Source organism: Achromobacter anxifer (assembly GCF_903652925.1).
Classification (GTDB): domain Bacteria; phylum Pseudomonadota; class Gammaproteobacteria; order Burkholderiales; family Burkholderiaceae_B; genus Achromobacter; species Achromobacter anxifer.
The window spans coordinates 599,529-614,754 of the sequence record NZ_CAHLAR010000002.1 but is presented as its reverse complement, the minus strand read 5'-3'; the positions used below and the strand labels follow the sequence as shown (position 1 = coordinate 614,754).

Genomic DNA, 15,226 nt, shown 5'->3' with positions numbered 1-15,226 from the left:
TCAGCGTCCATGCCAGTAGCGCCGCCCGCGCTCACGTTCCGACCAGACTTCCAGCCCCCCGGGGTCTGACAGCGCCATCACCGCGCCATCGCGGTCGCTGCGCCAGAAGGTCGCGCCCGACCGCTCCCAGCGCAGTTCCACCGCACGGGCCGGATGGCGGAAGCGGTTCAGGTGACCGGCCTGCGCGATCACATGACTGGCGGCCGTGGCGGCCACCAGATCGCGGCCCGAGGACGAGGCCGAGCCATGATGCGGCGCCAGCACCACGTCGGCCGGCGGCAAGGCTCCGGCCAGTTCGCTCTCCTGCGCCGTGCCGACGTCGCCCGTCAGCAGCAGGGAATGCGATGTCCCCTGCACCAGCAGGACGCAGCTGTCGGCATTGCGGTCCTGCGCGGCCTTGCCGCCAATCCGCGCAGGGTTCAGGAAGGTGAACGTCACGCCGTCCGCTTCCCAGCCCCCGCCCCTCAGGCACGGCGCCATGTCATCGGGCAGGGGCGGAAGCGCCGCGCTACCGGCATCGGGCCGCATCCTGGCGTCTCGGCGCAGGAATGCCTGCAGGTCGAAGGAGGCGTAACTGCGCCGCGCCGGAACCGCCGCCAGCACCGCACGCGCTCCGCCCACGTGGTCCAGGTCGGCGTGCGACAGCACCAGCGCGTCCAGCCGCCGGATGCCGCGCGCCTGCAGGAAAGGCGCGACGACCCGCTCGCCGGCATCGCTGCCGCCATAGTGGCGAGGCCCGGCGTCGAACAGCAGCGCCTGGCTGGCCGTCTCCACCAGGATCGCGCTGCCCTGCCCCACGTCCATCGCGCTCATGCGCCAGTGGCCTGGCTCGGGCCGGTCCGGCCGCCAGAACAGCAGCGGCAGCATGCAGACCCACCCCAATCGCCTTCCTGGCCATCCGCGCGCCTGCAAGGCCCAGGCCATGCCGGCCACCGCCAGCAGCAGCCACGGCGATGACGCGGCGGCAACCGGCATGCTGGCCCAGGCCGCGCCGCCTACCCATGCAACGGGCGCCATGGTCAGGTCGAACGCCTGCAAGCCGGCGCGCCCCGCCAACGCGGCCAACGCTTCCGCCCCCTGCGTCACGGACAGGGCGGCGCACAGCAGCGCCAGCGGCGTCACGATGAAGGTCACGGCTGGAATCGCCACCGCATTGGCCAGGGGCGAACCCAGCGACACCTGGTGCACCAGGAAGGCCAGCAGCGGCGTCAGCCCCAAGGTCACCATCAGCTGCAGGCGCGCAGCCTGCATCAGCCTCGCCGCGCAGCGCCGCCGCCAACTGGCTGCGGCGTCCACCGGAGCATCCGCGATACGCAACAGCATGGCGACCGCGCCGAACGACAACCAGAATCCGGCAGACAATGGCGCCCACGGATCCAGCGCGACCACTGCCGCAGCCGCGCCTGCCAATACCCTGTCCCCCGACAACGGCAGGCGCGATACCGCTGCCGCCAGCACCACCGACAACATGAAGAAGGTGCGGCGGGACGGCACGCCCCAGCCCGCCAACAGGCAATACAGCAGCGCAACCATCGCGGCAGCGGCGCCTCCCGCCACGCGCGCCGGCACGCGTTCGGCCAACCCGGCCCCGCGCCAGCGCGCCCGCCGCCACATTGCCGCCACCAGCAATCCCGCGATGCCCGCGATAGAGGTGACGTGCATGCCACTGATCGACACCAGATGCGTGATGCCGCTGCGGTTGAACAACTGCCAGTCTTCGCGCGCCACGCCGGCCTGATCGCCGATGGCCAGGGCGATGATCACCGGCGCGTAACGATGCTCCCCCAGGGCGGCGCGCAGCCCCTCCCTCACGTGGTGGCGCGCCCGCTCTATCGCGATACCCGGCGTCGCCCAGGGTTGGTCGGCCAACAGGCGCGGCTGCCCGCGCACCGTACCCGCCGCCCGCAAGCCCTGCGCGAACATGCGCCCTTCCGCGTCCGGCGCCGCCGGGTTCAGCAAGCCATGCGGACGCCGCAACAGCAGCGCCATGCGCCAGACCTGGCCCGGCACCAGCAAAGGCAAGCGCGAATGCGGACCGGGCGGCGCCTGCCAGCTGACCTGGAGGCGCGACGGAATGCCAGGCGGCGCGGGGCCGTCCAGTTCCGCGATGAAGCGCTGGCTGTGTGCATCGCCATCGGGCATACCGGCTACCCGCAACACCAGGCGCGACACGGCATCCTGGCGTTCTTCCGACAATGCGTCGTCCAGGCGCCATTGCGCCTGCAGGCAGGCGTTGAGCAGCCCGGCGCACAGGCCCAAAACCATGGACGCGAGGATCCTGGCGGCAGCATGCCGCAAGCGCATGCAAGCCGCCATCGACGCCGCGCATGCACCAGCCAACAGCCACGCGGCGCCAGCGCCGGGAAGCCGGGGTAACAGGTGCAGCAGCCCGGCCCCCGCCACGAATGCCATGCAGAAAATGCGGCCTGTGATATCCACCTCCGGAAACGCAACAGCGTAGGCCGGAGGACGGCCGCAAGGATGGCGGTGTGGCTGGTTTCAGCCACCTCGGTTGAACGCAGCTGCGGATTCCGACAATGCGCTTGCCGATAGCGACAGCACCAGCGCCGCGACGGCCAGCGCCGCCGCCACGAAGCCGAGATTCTCCGCACCCGCCCACTCGATTCCAAGGCCTCCGATCGAACCGGACAACGCGATGGCCAGGTACAGGATCGCCTGATTGAGCGAAACCAGCATGCCGGCCGCTTCAGGCTTGAGCGCGATCAGCCTGTGCTGCTGTGGCGTCGTGATCGCGAAGGCGGCAATTCCGTACAACGAGATCATTGTGAAGGCGTAAGCCAGATTCCCGGTCGTGAACCGCAGCGCCAGCAAGCTGGCGATCAGCCAAAGCAACGCGGCCGCCACTACCCTGGGCCCGCCGATCCGGTCCGCCAGCATGCCGGCGCCCAGATTCCCGAACGTGCCGACCACGCCCAGCGTCGTCATGAGCGCCGCGAGGTAAATGCTGTTCCCCTGCGTCGCCGGCTCGAAGATGATGCCCATGTAGGTGTACGGCATGTACACCGCGGTGAACGCCAGCAAGGTCACGCCCAGAACCGCGGCAATGCGGCGGTCAAGCAGAAGTCGCAATTGCTCGCGCAATCCCGCCGCCGCGGCAATCGTGGTCCGCTTCGGGATGAAGACGAAGATGCCCGCTACGCCGAGGGCGGCCAGCCCGGTTGCCAGCCACATGGTCGAGCGCCAGCCGAACATGCCGCCGAAAGCCGTGCCCAAAGGCGCGCCCAGCGCGGTCGCCGCGGTGAAGCCGCTGACGACCAGGGCTATAGCCCGGCCCCGGTGCGCGGGCGAGACCATCGCGGCGGCCGTGACGGTGGCGTTCGGCACGAACCAGCCCACGCCCAGCGCCGCCACGATCTGGCCGCCCAGAACCTGGGCGTAGGACGGCGCAAGCGCGGTCCAGACGCTGCCCGCAAGATAGATCGCCGCCGCAAGGACCAGCACCGTTCTACGGTCCCATCCCGCGGTGGACGTTGTCAGCACCGGACCGGCGATGGCGCAGGTCAGCGCGAAGATCGTGATGACCTGCCCGGCCACGGCGGGCGAGACATTCAGGGAGGCGCTGAGGAGCGGCAACAGCCCAGCCAGGACGAACTCCCCGGTTCCGACCACAAACACGCCGAAGGCAAGCAGGGCAACGGAAAGCCATGGGTTCCTGGCCTGATGCCGATCCGCCGGAATTGATGTTTTCAGGATGGTGCTGGTCATGCCGAGACCCTTTCCGCCGCGGCGCGGTCCGCGCCGACGCTCGGGCGTTGATTGAAAAATCGGACTGCGCCCCGCCTGGTCAGGCTTGGCAGCCGGTGTTTACTTGTTGGTCTTGGAGGCGGCAGCAAGCCGCTGCCGCGACGCGCGCCGCGCCAGTTCGAACTGGTCGGTTTCGCCCATGAGCGCGGCCACGTTCGCCGAGGACTGGAACGACGTCAGTTCAAAGGCGAGTTCCTCGACATCGACACCTGCTCGCAGTTCTTCCGCTTGCCGCGCTTCACGCAACAGATCGACGATGCGCCGTCGCGCCTCGAGCCGGTGATGCTCCACCCGGTCGCGGATCTCGCCCGGCCGCGTGCGGTATTCATTGCTCAACGCGTGGATCAGGCAACCGCCAGGAAGCGTTCTTTGCTCCACGAACGAAAACCACCCTTCGACCAGCGCGGCAAGACGGGCCAGGGGGCTCGACAGCGCCATTGCCGGGACCACGACGGTTTCCGTGTAGAGCGCGACGCCGTTCTCGATTGTGGCCAACTGCAAGGCAGTCCTGTCCCCGAACAGCACCTGGATGTTGCCCCGGGCCACGCCCGCGCTGGCCGCGATCCGGCCAAAGGTCAAGCCTTCCAGGCCTTCAAGCGAAGCGATCTGGGTGGCATGCTGGACGATGTTTGCCCGGGCGCGGTCGCCACGCACCTTTCTTTTATCGACTGTTTCCATCTCGGCTCTCACTGGGTCATTGGGTATTTGCAGAATAATATACATACGACCGTATATATTCAAGAGCAAATTGTGCGGCTCAATGACGCCAGCCTCCACCGTCCGGCCGGTCCGCAATTTCATTCAAGACCTGGCCTGGCCGCAGCGCGCATAGTGCTTCGAGAACCCACCGAGCCACAGACATGCCTATCCCCTTCCGCTACGCCCAAGATCTGCGCACCCGCTTTCCCCAGCTGCGATCCGCGGCATTCCAGATCGAGAACATCGACGCGACGGCGAATGCCAACCCTGCAATCTCCGGGTTCGCGGCCCTTGCCGACCAACGCCTGGCAGGCGGCAGCGAAGCCGAATTTCCCGAGATCCAAGCCTGGCGACGCGCCTTCGCCGCAATGGGCCTCAAGCCGACCCAGTACCGCTGCGCGTCCGAAGCGCTGCTGCGGCGCTATCGCAAGGAAGGCGCGCTGACCGCGCTGCATCCGCTGATCGACCTCTGCAACGCCGCTTCCCTGGCGCACGCCATACCCATCGCCGTGTTCGACGCCGACCGGATCGCCGGTCCGCTGGCCGTGCGCTTCGCTCGCGGCGACGAGGTCTACGAGACGTTCGCCGGCACGACCGAGCACCCTGAGGCCGGCGAAGTCATCTTCGCCGATGAGTCCGGCCGCGCGCATGCGCGCCGCTGGACCAACCGCCAGAGCGGCTGGTCCGCGATCCGCCCGGGCACGTCGCGCGCGCTGATCGTCGCCGAAGCCCTGCACGAAACCGCGGAGCAGGACATTTCCTGTATTGTTTCGGTGCTCGGCGAGGCGCTGAGAACGACATGGCCCAACTGCACGCTACGCAAAGTGGATCCGCAATGACGCTCGACTCATTTCTCCTCTTCATCAGCAGTCGCAACACGATCCGCCATGGACAAGTCCATGGCTGAACAGGACACGATTCCCACCGCCTCGTCCTCGTTCCCGGCGGATGAGCTGACGAACGCCTTTGTCGCGTTCCTGTTCTCCGCGTCGGCCCCGGTCGCCATCATCCTGAGCGCGGGCGTGAAGGGAGGACTCAGCCAGGCGACCCTGGCCTCGTGGATATTTGCGGCCTTCGTGCTCAACGGCATTCTCACCATCGTGATGTCCGCCATCTACCGGCAGCCGCTGGCCTTTCTGTGGACCATCCCCGGAGCCGTGCTCGTCGCCAGCGCCCTGCAGCACCTGCCCTTCGCCGAAGTGATCGGCGCCTATCTGCTGACCGCCGCGCTGATGCTGGTCCTGGGGCTGACCGGCTGGGTCGGCGCCATCATGGACCGCATTCCGATGCCCATCGTCATGGGCATGGTTGCCGGCGTGTTCCTCAGCTTCGCGCTGGACTGGATCAAATCCTTCGCCTCGGATCCCTGGCTGGCGGGCGCGATGACCGTCACCTTCTTCGCCGTGTCGATGTTCCCCGCCATACAGAAACGGCTGTCGCCCATCATCGGCGCGCTGATCGCGGGCGTCTGCGTGCTGGTGTTCATGGGCCGGGCTCCGGTCCTTGAACACGTGACGCTCGCGACCTCGCTGGCCAGCCCGCAGTTCTACGCGCCCGTGTTCTCGTGGGGCGCCACCTTCGAGCTGGTCCTGCCGCTCGCGGTCACGGTGATCGCGGTGCAGAACGCCCAGGGCATCGCGGTGCTGAGGAATTCGCTGCACCGGCCGCCGGTCAACGCCATCACCAATGCCTGCGGCGTGTTTTCGGCGCTGACGGCGTGCCTGGGCTGCGTCTCGACCTGCCTGGCCGGACCGTCGAACGCCATCATCGCCTCCGGCGCAAACGCCTCGCGGCACTGGATCGCCGCGATCTTCCTGGGCGTGATGGTGATCGTGTTCGGCCTGTTCTCGCCGCTGGTCACGCAGGCGCTGCTGGCCACGCCCGCCGCCTTCGTGGCGACGCTGGCGGGGCTGGCGCTGCTGCGCATCCTGCAGGGCGCGTTCCATACCGCGTTCCGCCAGCACTTCACGCTGGGCGCCCTGGTCGCCTTCCTGGTGACCCTGGGCGGCCTGCCTCTGCTGGGCATAGGCGCACCCTTCTGGGGTGTGGTGTTCGGCGTGGCGACCAGCTTCATCCTGGAACGCGCGGACTTCGCGAAGCAAGGCAAAAACTGATGCCTGCCGCCATATACCCCATAAGCACATCACTCAGATAGAAATTGCGAATCGGTCGTTTGGTCCGGCGACCCTCTCCCGTACTGTGAACCGTCCGCGCCGTTCTTGCCCAATCCGCAAGACGGCGCCCGTTCCACTCCAGGAGACCCGCATGAACGACCGGCTGCACCGCACCCAGGCTTCCCGCTCCGCCGCGATCAAGGCGAAGCTGGACTATCCAGTGATAGATACCGACGTACACGTCAACGACTACGCCCCGATCCTGGAGGACTACATCCAGCACTACGGCGGCTCCAAGCTCGTGGACGTGCTGCGCAAGACGCAAGGCTCGCGCTTCGCCACCAAGTCCCAGGGCAAGGACTGGTACCAGCAGACGCCCGAGGAAAGGCAGCGCAACCGCACCTTGCGTTCGCCCTGGTGGGCGCGCGTCACCCGCAATACCCTGGACCTCGCCACGGTCACGCTGCCGGAACTGCTGTACGAGCGCCTGGAAGAACAAGGCTCGGACTACTCCATCCTGTTCCCCAACGACGTGCTGGCGCCGCTGGGCGCGGGCAACGAATACCGCCAGCCGCTGCACCGCGCGATCAACCATTTCCACGCGGACCAATACCGCAAGTACAGCGACCGCCTGACGCCGGTGGCGGGCATTCCGCTGAACACGCCGCAGGAAGCCATCGAGGAACTCGAATTCGCGGTCAAGACGCTGGGACTGAAGGTGGCAAACATCCCGGGCGGCGTGCGCCGGCCGATCAAGGCCATCGCCGAAAAGTACCCGCCGGCCGAGTATCCGGAAATTGCGCGGCATGCCTCGTACGTGGACTTCTTCGGACTGGACAGCGAGTACGACTACGACCCGTTCTGGGCCAAGGCGGTGGAACTGGGCGTGCCGCTGGCCACCCACTACGGCAGCCAGGGCTGGACCGGCCGCCATTCCATCAGCAACTACATGTTCAACCATATCGGCCATTTCGCCGACGGTTCCCAGGCCTTCGCCAAGGCGCTGTTCTTCGGCGGCGTCACGCGGCGCTTTCCGAATCTGCGCGTGGCCTTGCTGGAGGGCGGCGCGGACTGGGGCGCGCATGTGTACACGCATCTGGTGGACCGCTGGGAGAAACGCAACCGCAACGCCGTGCAGCAATACAACCCGGCCAACGCGGACGTGGAACTGCTGGCGGACCTGTTCGAGCGCTATGGCGCGGAACTGCTGAACGGCCGCGAGATCAACCGCGATACCCTGCTGCGCGACAGCCTGGGCCTGTCCGCGCTGCATCACAGCCGCGACCCTCAGGGCGACGAACTCGACGATTTCGCCGCGGCCGGCATCGAAAGCGTGGAGGACATCCGCAAGCGCTGGGTCGACAGTTTTTACTTCGGTTCCGAGGCCGACGACCGCACCATAGGCGCCGCCTTCAACGACCGCGCCAACCCGCTGAACACCAAGCTCAATGCGATCTGGTCCTCGGACGTGGGCCATTGGGACGTGCCCGACCTGACCGAGCCGCTGGCCGAAAGCTGGGACCTGGTGGAAGACGGCGTCATCACCGCCGCGGATTTCAAGGCCCTGGTGTTCGACAACCCCTACCGCTTCTACACCCAGGCGCACCCCGAGTTCTTCAAGGGCACGCGCATCGAGCAGAAGCTGCAGGCGCACGCGCAGAAGCGCGCGGCCTGATCCCGACCCAACCCCGCAAGACCGCCCGCCGGCACGCGCCGGCGGGTGTTCAGCACTGCCCGCGGCCGGCGCCTGCCAGTCCGGGCCTGTCTCTCATACATCACAAGATACGGAACGACCATGCGCACCCTGCTCTCCCCCCGCAGCCTGATTTCACGCCTGATGCTGGGCGCTGCCTTGTGCGCCGTCAGCATCGCCTCCCTGGCCGCGCCCGACGTGGTCCGCATCGGCGTCGCGACCGCCGGCGGCGGCGATCCCATCACCTGGGGCGGTTCGCCGGGCGGCGTGGCGCGCGCCAACAACTGGCTGGAAGAAGCCTTCCAAGGCACCGGCACCCAGGTGCAATGGCTGTTCTTCAAGGGCGCCGGCCCGGCGGTCAACGAAGCGCTCTCCAACAAGCAGATCGACTTCGCCTACCAGGGCGACCTGCCCTCGGTGGTGGGCCGCTCCAACGGCCTGAAGACCCGCATCCTGCTGGGCAGCGGCGTGCGCAACAACCTGTACGTGTCCACGCCCAAGGACTCCGCGCTGCAATCGCTGGACGACCTGAAGGACCGCAAGGTCTCGATCTTCCGCGGCACCAACGGCCATCTGGTCGCCATCAACGTGCTGGCCTCGCGCCATCTGACCGAGCGCGACATCAAGGGCGTCAACCTGGATACCGGCAGCGCGCAGGCGGCGCTGGTCTCCAACGGCGTGGACGCGGCATTCGGCGGCTACGAGTACTTCAAGCTGCGCGACCAGGGCCTGGCGCGCATCATCTATTCCACCAAGGGCCAGGATCCGTCGTTTACCCGCCAGGCCTCGCTGCTGGTGCGCGAGGACTTCGAAAAGGAGAACCCCGAAGCCGTCCAACGCGTCGTCGACGTGTTCGTCCGCGCCGCGCAGTGGTCGTCCGACGAACAGAACCGCGATGCGCTGTTCAAGCTCTGGGCGCGCAGCGGCACGCCTTATGCGTCCTGGCAGGCGGAGTTCGACGGCGAAGTGCTGGCGGTGCGCAACTCGCCGCTGCTGGACGAGTTCCTGGCGGCCCGCTACCAGGCCGTGGCGGACGATGCGCTCAAGCTGAAGCTGATCCGCCGCCCCGTGAGCGTGGACGGCTGGTTCGAGCCGCGCTATCTGAACGCCGGGTTGCAGAAGGCCAATCTTTCCACGCGCTGGACCGCTTTCAATGCGCAAGGCCAGCCCGCGGCGGGCGACCGCCAGGCGGCCGCCGCGGCGCGATAAGGAGAGATCATGTCCGGGAACACTCTGAGCGCGCCGCTTCCGGCCGCGCGACGCGGCGCGCGCCATGCGCCGCTAGACCTGCTGCGCGGCGCGGGCGGCCGCCTGCTGCCCTGGCTGCTGCCCCTGGCTCTGCTCGCGCTCTGGCAGCTGGGCGCGTTGCAAGGCTGGATCTCTGCGCAGGTGCTGCCCTCGCCCCATTTCGTCTGGCTGACCTTGCAGGATCTCTACAGCAGCGGTGATCTGTGGCTGAACGTGCAAGCCAGCATGCTGCGCGTGCTGGTGGGCTTCGCGGCCGGCAGCGTGCTGGGCCTGGCGCTGGGCGCCGCCATGGGGCTGTGGCGTCCGCTGGAAGCCTACATCCTGCCCACCTTCAACGCGCTGGTGCAGATCCCGGTGTTGGCCTGGCTGCCTTTCGTGCTGCTGCTGGTGGGCATAGGCGAGCCGCTGAAGTACATCCTGATCGCCAAGGCCGCGCTCGTGCCCGTGACCTTGAACACCTTGCAGGGATTCCGCCAGACGCCGGCCAGCCTGCTGGAGGTGGCCCGCGTCTACGGCTACTCGCGCCGCCAGCAGGTGCTGGAGGTGGTGCTGCCGCAAGCCTTGCCCACGCTCTTCACCGGCCTGCGGCTGGGCTTCACCAAGGCCTGGCTGTCGCTGGTCGTGGTGGAGCTGGTCGCATCCAGCGAGGGGCTCGGCTACCTGATCGTCTACGGCCGGCAGCTGTTCCAGCTCGACCTGGTTATGGCGGCGGTGATCGTGGTGGGCGCCATCGGCTATGCCATCGACAAGCTGCTGGACCTGGCCGAAACCCGCGCCGCCGGCGACCAGGCCGCGACCCGGTTGGGCGCGGCATCGACCGGAGTCCGCGCATGACGACGCTATCAATCAACAGCGGCCCTGCCGCCCGCCGCGCCAGGGCCTGGCTGCGCGCCCGCTGGCGCGGCCTGGTACTGCCGGCCGCGGCCATCCTGGCCTGGTGGGCCTTGGCGCGGCTGGACTGGGTGTCGACGCCGCTGCTGGTGTCGCCGGGCAAGGTGCTGGACACGGCCGCCAGCCAGATCTCCTCCGGCCGGCTGTGGCGCGCGCTGAGCGCGAGCCTGGCGCGCGAGTTCACCGGCTTCGCCATCGGCAGCGCGCTGGGCCTGGTGCTGGGCGCGCTGCTGGGGTTGCTGCCGCTCTTCAACCGCATCGTCGGACCCAGCTTCAACACCTTCAAGCAGATCTCGCTGTTCGCCTGGATTCCGCTCATCTCGGTGTGGTTCGGGCTGGGCGATGTCGCCAAGGTCACCTTCCTGTCGCTGGCGGCGCTGGTGCCCGTGGTCGTCAACACCTGCGACGGCATACGCAATACGCCCGCCGCCCTGCTGGAGGTGGCTCGCGTGTACGGCTATTCCCGTTGGCAGACCTTGCTGCACGTGGTGCTGCCTTCCGCGGCGCCGTCGATCTTCACGGGGATCTACCTGGCGCTGATCTACTCCTGGCTGGCGACCATAGGCGCGGAGTACCTGCTGGTGGCCGGCCACGGCATCGGCAACACCCTGATCGAAGGCAGCGAACACTTCCAGATGGATCTGGTGATCTTCGGCATGTTCGTGATCGGCCTGGTGGGATGGTCCATGAACGCATTGGCCCGCGCGCTGGAGCGCAGGCTGGCGCGGCACCGCTATGGCGCCGCCTGACAGGAAAGGAATGGAATGACGAGCATCTTCGGCAAGGAATTGAACATCCGCGGCGTGGCCAAGCGCTACGACGGCCCCGGCGACGGCGCGCAGGCGCTGCAAGTCCTGCAGGACATCCATCTCGACGTGCCCGCTGGGCAGTTCGTCAGCATCGTGGGCGCCAGCGGCTGCGGCAAGTCCACGCTGCTGCGGCTGATCCTGGGGCTGGACGACGACTACGCCGGCCAGATCCTGCTGGACGGCAAACCGGTGCGCGGCGCCGGCCTGGACCGCGGCATCGTGTTCCAGGACCACAGGCTGTTTCCCTGGCTGAGCGTGGAGCGCAATATCGGCGCCGCGCTGCGCAACGCCCCGCTGTCCAAGGCGGAAAAGCGGGAGCTGGTGGCCGAGCACATCGCGCTGGTCGGGCTGCAAGGCTTCGAGAAGTCGTATCCGCACCAGATCTCGGGCGGCATGGCGCAGCGCGTGGCGATCGCGCGCGGACTGGTCAACCGTCCGCGCGTGCTGCTGCTGGACGAGCCCCTGGGCGCCCTGGACGCGCTGACCCGGTCGCGGCTGCAGAACGAGCTGCAACGCATCTGGCAGCAGGAAAAGATCACCATGGTGCTGGTCACCCACGACGTGGAGGAAGCCGTGTTCCTGGGAGACCGCGTGGTGGTGATGCAGCCGCGCCCGGGCCGCATCCGCCGCATCGTCGACGTCGATCTGCCGCATCCCCGCAACCGCAGCGACCCGCGCTTCATCCGCCTGCGCGATGACGTGCTGAGCGATTTTCTCGATCCGGATGGACGCGTGGCGGATGGCGAGGCGTTGCCGCCTTCGGGAGGGCTGTTGGCGACGGTGGGAGGATTGCCGGCGCTGGGGAGGTTGCGCATGGCTTGGTAGGCCGTGGCGGCGGGGTGATGGGTTACGCGCAAGAAAAAACCGGCGGCTCGCGCCGCCGGCTTTCGTGTCTGGCAACCGCGTCTCAATCGATCGACGCGCCCGCCACCTTCACCACCTTGCCCAGCCGCGCGTATTCCTCCGCGCCGAACTCCGCCAGCGCCTGGCGCGACGTAGGCGAGGGAATGGCGCCGCGCGACTCCAGCATCTTGCGCACCTCGGGCTGTTGCAGCGCGCGGTTCACAGCCGCGTTGAGCTTGTCCAGCACCGCGACGGGCGTGCCCTTGGGCGCATACAGGCCGTCCCAGGCGAAGAACTCATAGCCCTTGAGGCCGGCTTCGCTGATCGTGGGGATGTCCGGGTTGGAGGCCACGCGGTCCGGCGTCGTGACGCCCAGCGCCCGCAACTTGCCCGCCGCGATCTGACCCGACACGTTGGGCATCACGTCGATCATGAAGGAAATGCGTCCGCCCAGCAGGTCGGTCATGGCCGCGCCGCCGCCCTTGTAGGGGATGTGCATGACCTTGGTGCCTGCCATCTGGTTCAGCAGTTCACAGGCCAGGTGCGAAGACGTGCCGTTGCCGGCGGAACCGCAGGTCAGTTCGCCCGGGTTGGACTTGGCGTAGGCCAGCAACTGCGCCAGCGTCTTGAAGCGCTCGTCCGAGGCATTGACCACCAGCGCCGCAGCGATGACGGTGAAGCGCGAGATCGGCTCGAAGTCGGACGGCGCGTAGCCGGGCGACTTGTACAGCCAGTGGTTGGTGGCCTGGGTGCCGTTGGTGCCATAGGACAGCGTGTAGCCGTCGGGCTTGGCGCGCGCGGCGATCGAGGTGCCGATGTTGCCGCCCGCGCCCGGACGGTTCTCGACGATGATGGATTGGCCGAGTTCGCGCGACAGCGGTTCCGCCACCAGGCGCGCCAGCGTGTCGCCGCCGCCGCCAGCGGCGAACGGCACCACCAGCGTGATCGGATGGCTGGGCCAGTCGGCCTGCTGCGCCTGGGCGCCCGACACGACGGCCGCACAGGCGGCCGCCAGCATGCAATGCAAGATTCTTGAGGGTTTCATTGTTTGTCTCCTGTGGGATTTTAGGTACGCGCCCGCTGCTTTTGGAATGGTCCGGGCGCGCGTGGTTGAATCGGTCGTGGTGGGCGGAATCTCCGCGGCGTTCAGGCCTTCATACAGGGCAGTAATTCAGGCCAGTAATTCAGTCCAGTCATTCAGGCGGCAGATGGCGGCGGCTGCTCTTGTCGGCCAGCAGCCAGCCGCCGTCCGCGGCCACCAGCACGTCCTGGCACTCGCGGATCGCGACCAGGCGCGGCGCGCCGCCTTGCTCCTGCGGCACGCTGTCGTAAGCGGTCAGGAAGTAGCCGACCGTGGCGCGCGCGCCGCTCAGTTCGATCAGCCGCAAGTTGGTGATGACGTGGCAAGTGCTGCGCTCGGGCGCGCGGGCGTTCAGGGCCTCCAGGATCTCCTGGCGGCCGGCCAGCCTGCGGCCCTGGCGTTGCCAGACGCCGTCCTCGGCCATGAGCGCGGCGGCGGCTTCGTGGCGCCGCGTGTCCAGGGCATGGAAGAATTCCAGCACCACGGCTTCGCAAGCCGCCTTGGCCTGCATTTGCATAACGGGGGTTTCCATGGGAGTCCTCATCCGATCTGGGCGCTGGCCAGCGGTACGTCGGACCGCTTGAGCAACGCCGGGTCCAGGGCCGCGCGCTGCGCGATCCATTTGCGCAGCTGGCGGAAATCCCGCGCCGCGTCCACCGACACGCCGGCCACCGCGCGGCCGCCGGCGTCCAAAGCCACCGACAGCAAGGCCCGATCGCCAGCCTGCGGCCGCAGCACTTCGCTGCATGCCAGGCCCGGGAAGCCGACGATCTGCACCATGGCGTCGTACTGTTCCGACCAGACCGCGCCGGTCGGCGCATAGGGCTGGCCCTGATCCAAGGCCGACAGCGCGGCCGCCATGCCCTGGTCTTGCGCGTTTTGCCAGGATTCCATCCGCGCGTGGCCGTCGGCGGCCGCCAGCACGGCGACATCGCCCGCCGCGTACACGTCCGGCGCCGAGGTCCTGCAATACTCGTCCACCAGCACGCCGCGTTCGCAGGCTATGCCGGCTTCGCGCGCCAGTTCGTCATTGGCCCGCAGGCCCACGCCCAGCACGATGGCGTCCGCACCCAGGCGCGTGCCGTCGGCCAGCTCGGCCACCGGACGGCCGTCCGCCTGCGTCAGCACCGCCCGCAAGCCGGCATTGAGCCGCAGGTCCACGCCATGCGCCGCATGCAGCGCGGCCAGATGCGCCGAGACGCCCGGCTGCACGCTGCGGGCGCACAGCCGCGACCCCTGTTCCAGCACGGTCACGGCGCTGCCCGACTGGCGCGCCGTGGCGGCCACCTCCAGCCCTATCCAGCCGCCGCCGACCACCACCAGGCGCTTGCCCGGTCCCAGGCTGGCGCGCAGGCGCAAGGCGTCGCCGCGGGTGCGCAGCACGTGCACGCCCGGGCCGTCCACGCCCGGCAGCGCGGGCACTACCGGCCTGCCTCCCATGCACAGAATCAGCTTGTCATAGGCAATGGCGGCGCCGTCCGAGGTCTCCACCTGTTTATCGGCCACCCGCAGGCGGGTCGCCGTCACCGCGGGCAGGAATTCGATGCGCAGGGCGGCCAGCCGCTCGGCTGAGAACAGCTCGGTGCTTTCGGGCACGGCCTGCCCGCCCAGCACCGCCTTGCTCAGGGGCGGACGCTCGTAGGGCGCGTGCGGCTCTTCACCCAGCAGCACGATGCGGCCTTCATGGCCGCGCTCGCGCAGGGTCGTCGCGGCCCATCCGCCCGCCTGGCCCGCGCCGACCACCACGATGGCGCCCGAGCTCATGCGGCGTCCGCCTTCAGGTAGACGGTGCCGGCTTCCACCCGCACCTCGTAGCGGCGCAGGTCCGTCGTGACCGGCGGGCATTGCGGCTTGCCGGTACGGATGTCGAAGACGCCCTGATGCAGCGGACACTCGATGGTGCCGTCTTCCAGATAGCCGTCGGCCAGGCTGGCGTTGCCGTGCGGGCAGCGGTCCTGCGTGGCGCAAATATCGCCTTCCAGGTTGTAGAGGCAGACGCCCTCGCCCTCATGCACCACGCGCAGGGTGCCGGTGTCGGCCGAAATGTCCGACACCATCGCCACGGGTTTCCAGGTATCCATGC

General features: G+C 68.3%; 14 protein-coding genes. 7 read left to right on the top strand and 7 right to left on the bottom strand.

What is annotated here, in order from left to right; genetic code table 11:
- From HWY37_RS08245 to HWY37_RS08235, 3 genes are all read right to left on the bottom strand, one after another.
- Complete coding sequence (locus HWY37_RS08245; RefSeq protein ID WP_176088328.1) at window positions 1-2,412, bottom strand: DNA internalization-related competence protein ComEC/Rec2; 2,412 nt, start codon at window positions 2,410-2,412, stop codon at window positions 1-3.
- 87 nt (window positions 2,413-2,499) lie between these two features.
- Complete coding sequence (locus HWY37_RS08240) at window positions 2,500-3,726, bottom strand: MFS transporter (protein ID WP_175205877.1); 1,227 nt, start codon at window positions 3,724-3,726, stop codon at window positions 2,500-2,502.
- A 99-nt stretch (window positions 3,727-3,825) separates the two neighbouring features.
- Window positions 3,826-4,443 carry a TetR/AcrR family transcriptional regulator gene (locus HWY37_RS08235; RefSeq protein ID WP_175205876.1) on the bottom strand — a complete coding sequence of 206 codons (618 nt, stop codon included), beginning with the start codon at window positions 4,441-4,443 and terminating at the stop codon, window positions 3,826-3,828.
- A gap of 188 nt (window positions 4,444-4,631) precedes the next feature.
- Between HWY37_RS08235 and HWY37_RS08230 the strand changes: the two genes are divergently transcribed.
- The 7 genes from HWY37_RS08230 to HWY37_RS08200 all read left to right on the top strand — a co-directional run bounded on the left by HWY37_RS08230 (window position 4,632) and on the right by HWY37_RS08200 (window position 12,044).
- The gene (locus HWY37_RS08230) at window positions 4,632-5,303 is read left to right on the top strand and encodes a B3/B4 domain-containing protein (RefSeq protein WP_246302244.1); all 672 of its coding nucleotides are present in this window, start codon (window positions 4,632-4,634) and stop codon (window positions 5,301-5,303) included.
- A 60-nt stretch (window positions 5,304-5,363) separates the two neighbouring features.
- Window positions 5,364-6,578 (top strand): benzoate/H(+) symporter BenE family transporter, encoded by a 1,215-nt coding sequence (locus tag HWY37_RS08225; protein WP_176088327.1) that lies wholly within the window; start codon window positions 5,364-5,366, stop codon window positions 6,576-6,578.
- Between the two features lie 151 nt (window positions 6,579-6,729).
- Window positions 6,730-8,253, top strand: a complete 1,524-nt coding sequence (locus tag HWY37_RS08220) for an amidohydrolase family protein (protein ID WP_176088326.1) — start codon at window positions 6,730-6,732, stop codon at window positions 8,251-8,253.
- A gap of 120 nt (window positions 8,254-8,373) precedes the next feature.
- Window positions 8,374-9,480, top strand: coding sequence for an ABC transporter substrate-binding protein (locus tag HWY37_RS08215; protein ID WP_176088325.1), 1,107 nt, complete (start codon window positions 8,374-8,376; stop codon window positions 9,478-9,480).
- 9 nt (window positions 9,481-9,489) lie between these two features.
- The gene (locus HWY37_RS08210; RefSeq protein WP_176088324.1) at window positions 9,490-10,353 is read left to right on the top strand and encodes an ABC transporter permease; all 864 of its coding nucleotides are present in this window, start codon (window positions 9,490-9,492) and stop codon (window positions 10,351-10,353) included.
- Window positions 10,350-11,159 (top strand): ABC transporter permease, encoded by an 810-nt coding sequence (locus HWY37_RS08205; RefSeq protein WP_176088323.1) that lies wholly within the window; start codon window positions 10,350-10,352, stop codon window positions 11,157-11,159. The genes HWY37_RS08210 and HWY37_RS08205 overlap by 4 nt, the downstream gene beginning before the upstream one ends.
- Before the next feature lie 15 nt (window positions 11,160-11,174).
- A complete protein-coding gene (locus HWY37_RS08200; RefSeq protein WP_176088322.1) occupies window positions 11,175-12,044 on the top strand; it encodes an ABC transporter ATP-binding protein in 870 nt (289 codons plus the stop codon).
- An 82-nt stretch (window positions 12,045-12,126) separates the two neighbouring features.
- On the opposite strand, the gene HWY37_RS08195 is transcribed toward HWY37_RS08200, so the two are convergent.
- The 4 genes from HWY37_RS08195 to HWY37_RS08180 all read right to left on the bottom strand — a co-directional run bounded on the left by HWY37_RS08195 (window position 12,127) and on the right by HWY37_RS08180 (window position 15,224).
- Window positions 12,127-13,107 carry a Bug family tripartite tricarboxylate transporter substrate binding protein gene (locus HWY37_RS08195; protein WP_246302225.1) on the bottom strand — a complete coding sequence of 327 codons (981 nt, stop codon included), beginning with the start codon at window positions 13,105-13,107 and terminating at the stop codon, window positions 12,127-12,129.
- A 148-nt stretch (window positions 13,108-13,255) separates the two neighbouring features.
- Entirely contained in the window at window positions 13,256-13,675 is a 420-nt protein-coding gene (locus tag HWY37_RS08190) for an SgcJ/EcaC family oxidoreductase (protein ID WP_175205868.1), read from the bottom strand.
- Between the two features lie 8 nt (window positions 13,676-13,683).
- Window positions 13,684-14,907, bottom strand: a complete 1,224-nt coding sequence (locus HWY37_RS08185) for an NAD(P)/FAD-dependent oxidoreductase (RefSeq protein WP_176088321.1) — start codon at window positions 14,905-14,907, stop codon at window positions 13,684-13,686.
- Complete coding sequence (locus HWY37_RS08180; RefSeq protein WP_176088320.1) at window positions 14,904-15,224, bottom strand: non-heme iron oxygenase ferredoxin subunit; 321 nt, start codon at window positions 15,222-15,224, stop codon at window positions 14,904-14,906. Before HWY37_RS08180 ends, HWY37_RS08185 begins: the two co-directional genes overlap by 4 nt.
- Window positions 15,225-15,226 lie beyond the last annotated feature (2 nt).